This is a genomic window from Rhodococcus sp. (in: high G+C Gram-positive bacteria), assembly GCF_049299235.1.
In the GTDB taxonomy this organism is placed as follows: Bacteria; Actinomycetota; Actinomycetes; order Mycobacteriales; family Mycobacteriaceae; genus Rhodococcus.
Genome location: NZ_JBAQXC010000011.1, coordinates 1 through 6,138 on the forward strand (window position 1 = coordinate 1; position 6,138 = coordinate 6,138).

Sequence of the window (6,138 nt, forward strand, 5' to 3'; positions counted from 1 at the left end):
CGACCGGTCGCGCGCGGCTGTCCGCCGCCTTCGCTGCAGGCTGTCAGCTCAGGTGATGCACCTCCTGCAGCCCGAACACCGGTGTGGGGATGCCCTCGTAGCGGGCCTTGAGTTGCAGCGCGAGATACAGCGAATAGTGGCGGGACTGGTGCAGGTTGCCGCCGTGGAACCACAATCCTTCCTGCTGGGTGGGCTTCCACATGTTCCTCTGCTCCCCCTCCCACGGCCCCGGGTCCTTCGTCGTGTCCGAACCCAGACCCCAGCACTTGCCGACCTTGTCCGCGACGTCCTGGCCGATCAGGTCGGCGACCCAGCCGTTCATCGACCCGTAGCCGGTGGCGTAGACGACCACGTCGGCCTCGAGTTCGGTGCCGTCCTCGAGGATCACACTGCGCTCGGTCAACTCCCGCACATTGCCGTGCGCGAGCTTGATGTCGCCGTTCGCGACGAGTTCGGCGGCACCGACATCGATGTAGTAGCCCGAGGCACGGCGCAGATACTTCATGAACAGACCCGACCCGTCGTCGCCGAAGTCGTGCAGGAACCCGGCCTGCTCCAGCCGGGCATAGAAGTCGGCGTCCCGTTCGGCGATCTTCTGATACACCGGAATCTGGAACTCGTGCATGATCCGGTACGGCAGCGACGCGAACGTCAGGTCGGCCTTGTGGGTGGTCACCCCCGCCGCGAGTGCCCGCTCCGAATAGAGGTCGCCGAGGCCGAGATCCATGAGCGAATCGGACTTGACGATGTGCGTCGAGGACCGCTGCACCATCGTCACGTCCGCGCCGGTCTCCCACAGCGCACCGCAGATGTCGTGGGCGGAATTGTTCGCCCCGATCACCACGGCCTTCTTGCCGGCGTAGGCATCCGGCCCCGGGTGCGCGCTCGAATGGTGCTGATCACCGCGGAATCGGTCCATACCGGGGAAACTCGGCACGTTGGCTTTGCCCGACATACCGGTCGCGATCACCAGTTGTTTCGGCCGCAGGACGAGCGGCTGCCCGTCGCGTTCCACGTGGACGGCCCATTCGCCGACCGATTCGTCGTACGACGCCGACGTGCACGTCGTCTTCGACCAGTAGGGCACCTCCATGACGCGGGTGTACATCTCGAGCCAGTCGCCGATCTTGTCCTTCGGCGCGAACACCGGCCAGTTGTCGGGGAACGGCAGGTACGGCAGGTGGTCGTACCAGACCGGATCGTGCAGGCACAGCGACTTGTAGCGCCCGCGCCACTGATCGCCGGGCCGGTCGTGCTTGTCCAGCACGATCGCGGGCACGCCGAGTTGCCGCATGCGGGCCCCGAGCGCGATACCGCCCTGCCCGCCACCGACAATGACGACGTACGGCTGCCGCGTGTAGCCGAGTTCGCGTTCCTCCGTGTCCCGCTGTTCGGACCAGGTGACGCGATGCTTGTCGGCGCCGTGCCTCGTGCCACGCGGACGCCGGTCCTTCTTGCCTTCCTCGTGTCCCTTCAGCTCCTGGAGGGTGGTGAGCATCGTCCACGCGCCCTCGTCGTTGACTGTGGGTCGACCAGCAGATCGACGGCATGTACACCCTCGCCACCCTCGACCGGTTCCGCCACGACCTCGAAGACGCCGCCCGGCTCCGACGACTGCTCTGACCCAGGACTCCGGGCAGCACCGCGAGAGTCGGACCGTACCGAATCCGATCACGACGTGGAAACAGCTTCCCAGTAGGGAAGGCAACTGCCGCCTTGCAATGCTTGACCTGGCCGCTAGCGCGACGGTGACCAGAGACGGAATCCCCTTTCGGTCATCTTGCGAGCCCTTTCTGTGTCGGTAGTCCATGCCATGCTCGACACTCGGCCTGGCAGCGCGGCGCCTCGTCGTCTTCACCTGCCGCGCTGCTCAACTGTGGAGGTGGATGAGATGGATGTAGCGGAATGCGTGGTCCGCAACGAATTGGTGCCGCTGCCTCGGTACGAAGGATTGTGGGACTCGATCGTGGTCGATCGATCCGTGAAGGATCGGCTTCTGCGCGCCGCGGTATTGAGTCTGGAGTTGCGGACGACGCTTCCGTTCCACGTCACTGCGCTGCATGGTTTGGCGGTGCTGACGGGTCCCCCCGGGACCGGGAAATCTACGCTCGCGCGCGGACTGGCACAACAAATGGCTGCCGTGGTGGGTCCCAAACGTGCCCGCCTGATCGAGGTGAACCCCCATGGGTTGATGAGCGCGGAGCACGGACAGAGCCAACAGCGGGTGACGAAGTTGTTGACAGAGATCATTCCTGCGCTGGCCGACGACGGGGTACCGACGATCGTGTTGTTGGACGAGGTCGAGTCCATGGCCGTGGCACGGGGAGCGGCTTCCCTGTCTGCGAACCCTGCAGATGTGCATCGAGCAACAGATGCCGTCCTGACCGCTCTGGACGAGAACACCTCCCAGTTCCCACATCTGTTCACTGTCGCTACAACCAATTTCACGTCCGCGCTCGACGAGGCGTTTCTCTCCAGGTCCGACATCACGGTGCTGATGCCGCTGCCGGACGAAGAGGCGGTCCATGCGATCCTTACCGACGCACTGCAGGGTTTCGCGACCAAGTACCGGGCTCTGGGCGCGTTGGCGGGGGATCCGCAACTGCGGAGGGTCGCGGCCCACTTGGCCGGTCGTGACGGCCGGACTGTGCGAAAACTCGTGACCGATGCGATGCTGCGCCGTCTCGAGGTAACACTCGATCCGAACGAACTGAAAATCGAAGACCTACTTGCGGCCGCGGAAGCTGCTGTGTTGGACGAGCTGGAGGCAGAGCATGCAGCGCAGTAGGACAATCGCCGGATCTCCGGTCCGTACGGCCGCAGACGCGTGGAGCAGAGTTGTGCAGCTGCTTGCAGACACGCTCGAGCGGAGCAGCGCTGTTCCCGAGGGATCTGTGGCCGCCAGCCTCGACAAGCTCCAGGGAATCGGTTCCGCGCTTGCCGCGGGCGGCTATCTGGACCAGGTGCCGCTGGTTCTCGTCGATGACGGCATGTACGTCTCGATCCGAATCGTCAGAGGTGACAACGCGTTCACCGTGGAGGAAAACCTCGATCCTATTCCCGGAGGTGCCTCGGCCACCAACGGTTGGATGTTGCATGTTCCTTCCCCTGACCATCTCGAAGGCGCACTAGAGTCCGCCGCCGCCGACAACGAACACGTGTCGACAGCTCCGGCCCCGACCTACCAGGCCCAAGCGCGGACCCCCTCGACCGCAACGATCGACGCCACCGCGTTACGCAGAGTGGGAGGTAACTGATGAGTACGTCGACCTCCACCAACACCTACACACGAGCTCACACAGCCACGCATCTGTCGGACGTGATCCTGTCGTCGATCGCCGACATCCTCGCCACCCTCGGAATCGAGGCCAGTCGTCTCTACCAGAGCTGGGATCAAGACGCCGCAGCAATCGCCGCATGGATCACCGAAGGGTCCCTCGCGTCGGTGTCAGTGGAATGCCACCACTCGGGGACTGTCGATCCGATTTTCGAGTTCCCGGTCTCCTATACCGCGAAGGGTTTCGGGGATCGCAGATTCACCGCTGATAACGCCTCCATGCTCAGATACCTCGCGAAGCTCAAGGCCGTACCTGCTGGTACCACGTTCAAGCTCTTCTGCGCCTTCAACGGACCCCGCACCCCGCAACCAGGCTGGAGCCCGGGGTCGAGCGCGTCCACGGCAAACCTGAGATCACGAACCATCGGGACACTGGCCACGGCCCCCGACGCGACCGCTTCGGCCCGTGTGTACATGAGCTGACTGAGAAGGAGTTCCCATGGGGATGGTCGACACGGCGTTCGCCGCACTGAAAAGCAACCTCGAGATCACTACGTCTGAACAGAACCTTGCACAGAGCCGCCACAAGCTCGTCCGCGACCACGTCCGCACACGATGGACCCTGACGGATGACTTCTTGACGGGCAGCTACGACCGGCACACCAAGACCAAAAAACTCAAGGACGTCGACATGAACCGACCCGGGTTTGATGCCGCTCCCTTCCTTGAGAAGGATGCAGATCATGCCCAAGCGTTACCCCACCGAGCAGCGTGAACGAGCCGTGAAGATGGTCCTCGACCACCTCGACGAGTACCGGTCCGTCCACGCGGCCTGTCAAGCGATCGGACCGAAGCTCGGGATCGGCTCCGAGTCCCTGCGGACGTGGGTCAAGCAGGCCCAGGTCGATGCGGACCAGGCCCCCGGCGTCACCACCGCCGAGCAGCAGCGGATCAAGGAACTCGAACGTGAAGTCCGAGACCTGAAGGAAGCCAACGAGATCCTGAAAGCAGCCTCGATTTTCTTCGCGCGGGAACTCGACCCGCGCCGCCGCTGATCTGCCAGTTCATCGACCGGATGCGTGCAGCAGGACACAGGGTCGAGTCGATCTGCGCCGTGCTCACCGAGCGCGGCGTCAAGGTCGCCCCACGCACGTACCGGAACTGGAAAACCGCACCACCGTCGGAGCGCACCGTCACCGACGCGCATGTGACGGATGCGCTGCTCGCCACCGTCGGTACCGCCGAGGGCCTCTACGGGCGCCGCAAGATGCTCGTGCATCTTCGCAACACCGGCCACGTGGTCGGCAAGCACACGGTGGACCGACTGATGCGGGACGAGGGCCTGCATGGTGCGGTCCGTGGCCGCCGGCACCGAACCACGATCCCCGGCGGGCGGAACGTCGAGCGGGCTCCTGACCTGCTCGATCGTGACTTCACCGCTGAGGCGCCGAACCGGAAATGGGTCACCGACTTCACCTACTGTCGAACCTGGGCCGGGTTCGTGTACGTGGCGTTCGTCGTCGACTGCTTCTCGCGGGCGATCGTCGGCTGGCACGCGGCGACGGTCAAGGACACCGCCATGGTCACCACGGCGTTGAAGATGGCGCTGTGGCGGCGTGACCACGGTGGACATCCGGTCGCCGACGGGCTGATCCACCACAGCGATGCCGGCAGTCAGTACACGTCGATCTCGTTCTCGGAAACCCTTGTGCTAGAGGGGATCGCCGCGTCCATTGGCAGTATCGGCGATGCCTACGACAATGCTCTGGCCGAGTCTACGATCGGGTTGTTCAAGACAGAGGCGATGGCCAAGGGCAACCCCTTCCATGCCGGGCCGTACAAGAGCGTCGAGGACGTCGAGTTCGCCACGATGGAGTGGGTCGACTGGTTCAATACCAGCCGCTTACACAGCCGCCTCGGGTACGTCAGCCCCGACGCGTTCGAGGCGGCCTACTACGCTCAACCATCGACTCCCCAACCGGAGATGTCGCCAGCATAGGAGCGGCCAGAAACCCGGGTCGGTTCAACATCTTCGTGGTGATCGACCCGGAAGGCCCCCAAGCGCACCTCGCCGAAGGCACCGGAACGGCGGCCGTAAGGGCACTCGTCGAAGTCTTGTCCACTCGATGGCCGGATGTCACTGGCGACGATACCGTCGCCCTGATTTCGTACGCCGGCGAGGACGTCGCCTCGTACGAGGTCGCACCGGCATTCGCTACCGAAACCGGCTTCCGCATCCCGAACGGCGTGGAGTGGATGGATACGAATCCGCACGAGCACGCGCGCATGGTGACCGAGAAAAACGCTGATTGCGACGGCAAATTCGTTCCGCTCGTGAAGATGCTCAAGGCCATCAACAGGGAAGCGGGGGAGCCCCTCAACCCATCCTTCTTGATCGAGGTCATGGCCCTCGACCTTGTCGAACCCAGGCTGGGGCGGTACCAAGACGAGATCAGGTTCTTCCTCGCCTCTGCCGCGGACCAGATCGTTGACGACTGGCCTGACCCCGCCAAACTCGGAGGCGATGTCAACGCCGGTGTGCCTGCCTCGGAACGTACGGACCTTCAACGCGTACTCCGCTCATGGCTCCAGATTGCCGAGGAGGCGATTCTCGCAGAGTCCGAAGGGCAAGAAAGATCGGCAATTGAACTATGGCGCAGTCTATTCGGCGGGAGGATGCCGCGTCCATGAACGCTAGAGCGGTACAGGACATCAACGATCGGCAGAACGATGTCGGATAGTGCCCCGTGGAGTGGTGGACTTCGGATCGGCTCGCGGGATGCGCGGTGATCAACGAGTCATGCGGAATACTATGCTGTTTCGCTCGCTCCGGTCAACGACAACACCGCCTCGGTAGCCTG

General features: G+C 63.8%; 6 protein-coding genes and 1 pseudogene. 6 read left to right on the forward strand and 1 reads right to left on the reverse strand.

Annotated features, from left to right (window positions below):
- Positions 1-43: 43 nt before the first annotated feature.
- Positions 44-1,510: pseudogene (locus tag WAX14_RS00435) on the reverse strand (flavin-containing monooxygenase); the annotation flags it as partial.
- Between the two features lie 381 nt (positions 1,511-1,891).
- Here WAX14_RS00435 and WAX14_RS00440 point away from each other — a divergent pair.
- The 6 genes from WAX14_RS00440 (at position 1,892) to WAX14_RS00465 (ending at position 5,968) form a co-directional block, all read left to right on the forward strand.
- Positions 1,892-2,788: an AAA family ATPase gene (locus WAX14_RS00440; RefSeq protein WP_161997130.1), complete on the forward strand. Its 897-nt coding sequence runs from the start codon at positions 1,892-1,894 to the stop codon at positions 2,786-2,788.
- A 52-nt stretch (positions 2,789-2,840) separates the two neighbouring features.
- Positions 2,841-3,257, forward strand: a complete 417-nt coding sequence (locus WAX14_RS00445; RefSeq protein WP_422626131.1) for a hypothetical protein — start codon at positions 2,841-2,843, stop codon at positions 3,255-3,257.
- Positions 3,257-3,760 carry a hypothetical protein gene (locus tag WAX14_RS00450; RefSeq protein ID WP_422626132.1) on the forward strand — a complete coding sequence of 168 codons (504 nt, stop codon included), beginning with the start codon at positions 3,257-3,259 and terminating at the stop codon, positions 3,758-3,760. Before WAX14_RS00445 ends, WAX14_RS00450 begins: the two co-directional genes overlap by 1 nt.
- Before the next feature lie 16 nt (positions 3,761-3,776).
- Positions 3,777-4,052, forward strand: a complete 276-nt coding sequence (locus WAX14_RS00455) for a hypothetical protein (protein ID WP_422626133.1) — start codon at positions 3,777-3,779, stop codon at positions 4,050-4,052.
- Positions 4,021-5,276 (forward strand): IS3 family transposase gene (locus WAX14_RS00460; protein WP_371304653.1). Its coding sequence is split into 2 segments (ribosomal slippage): positions 4,021-4,294 and positions 4,294-5,276, totalling 1,257 coding nucleotides; the frame shifts between segments, so codons are not numbered across the junction. Before WAX14_RS00455 ends, WAX14_RS00460 begins: the two co-directional genes overlap by 32 nt.
- A gap of 38 nt (positions 5,277-5,314) precedes the next feature.
- On the forward strand, positions 5,315-5,968 hold the full coding sequence (locus WAX14_RS00465) for a hypothetical protein (RefSeq protein WP_422626134.1): 654 nt from the start codon (positions 5,315-5,317) through the stop codon (positions 5,966-5,968).
- Positions 5,969-6,138 lie beyond the last annotated feature (170 nt).

Bases quoted from the DNA above. Each gene is read 5' to 3' on its own strand.
- WAX14_RS00440 (WP_161997130.1), top strand. From the start codon at position 1,892: ATGGATGTAGCGGAATGCGTGGTCCGCAACGAATTGGTGCCGCTGCCT.
- WAX14_RS00450 (WP_422626132.1), top strand. From the start codon at position 3,257: ATGAGTACGTCGACCTCCACCAACACCTACACACGAGCTCACACAGCC.
- WAX14_RS00455 (WP_422626133.1), top strand. From the start codon at position 3,777: ATGGGGATGGTCGACACGGCGTTCGCCGCACTGAAAAGCAACCTCGAG.